1 protein-coding gene is annotated in these 1100 nt (G+C 37.7%); it reads right to left on the bottom strand.

Translation table 11 applies throughout. The features are described from left to right. Nucleotides 1-51: 51 nt before the first annotated feature. Nucleotides 52-927 carry a hypothetical protein gene (locus MWU84_RS23925; RefSeq protein WP_246906527.1) on the bottom strand — a complete coding sequence of 292 codons (876 nt, stop codon included), beginning with the start codon at nucleotides 925-927 and terminating at the stop codon, nucleotides 52-54. Between the last annotated feature and the right edge of the window lie 173 nt (nucleotides 928-1100).

The raw sequence follows: 1100 nt of genomic DNA, 5'->3' as shown, positions 1-1100 counted from the left end.
AACCGCCGTATACGAGACCCGTACGTACGGTGGTGTGAGGGGTGCACTCCGTCATTTGATGGCGGAGCCATCCACTCGATTATCTGCTGGCTTTTTCCGCACGATTTTTATTTTTCCCAGTATTTTAGTCCCTTCTTGATTGAAAAAATAAGTTGTAGTTGAGTTTGGATTTTGATTGTTGAAAATATGTAAACTTAATAATTCGTATTCATCTTCGTACTTTTTCAATTCTGTTCTAAGTTCCTCAAGTCCAGCAACTTTTAAATAGTTCAAATTTGATTTTAATAAAGAAGCGTAGATGGATAAATTCAATTCTTTACTTTGAGACCCTATATTTTTTGTCAGTCCGTTTTGTCCATTATATTTTTCAAGAGTTTTTTTGATAAGGGGAAGATTAATTCTATCATCTGAATATAAATCATCTCTATTCAGATACATTTGAAGCATTTTCTTGAACAAGTTTGTGTCGTAAATTAAGTCCTTACTTCTGTATTCAAACGAATCTCTAGTAACTTTTAGCTTAGTTAGTTTAGTGGCTGGTCCATTCGTTTCATACGATACTTTGTAAATACACTTATCCGACCAGCTCCGTGCAAAATATAGAAATCCATTCGTAACAAATATGTTCCATTTTTCATCCATACTGTCCGCAAAAATTCCACGCCCAAGAAGTCCAAACTCACTTTCGTTCAAATCGATGTCCAATTCCGCTTCAGCAAATTCAGAGGAGAATGATTCGGCAATTTGTATTTGTCTTTCTGGTGTCATTTTTGAGCTTGCAGATAACGGTTGAGCTATGAACAGTACGGGAGCAAACCAGCGTTTGCTTTCCGCCACACACATAGCGAAATCTTTTGGTTTTCTTTTTTTCTTTGTCCCGCTAAAAAGCAAAATCCCAAAGATTTTGCGGACATCATAAAAATACACAAACCCTGCGATTAAGCCCGAAGCCCGTATTGTTTATAGGTTTTGTGTGTGCCCAGCATGGGCATCTTTATCATATCCAAGATATGGTATTAATCTAGAGGGTGCAAGTCCCTTATGGGCAGGGGTAACTCCTTGAACCATTAGTAAGTCGCAAGGGTGGTAACTGCGAGGTT

This window comes from Arenibacter sp. F20364 (assembly GCF_023015905.1).
GTDB lineage: Bacteria > Bacteroidota > Bacteroidia > Flavobacteriales > Flavobacteriaceae > Arenibacter.
Note: the sequence above shows the minus strand (reverse complement) of the source record. Positions and strands in the feature narration are given on the sequence as shown.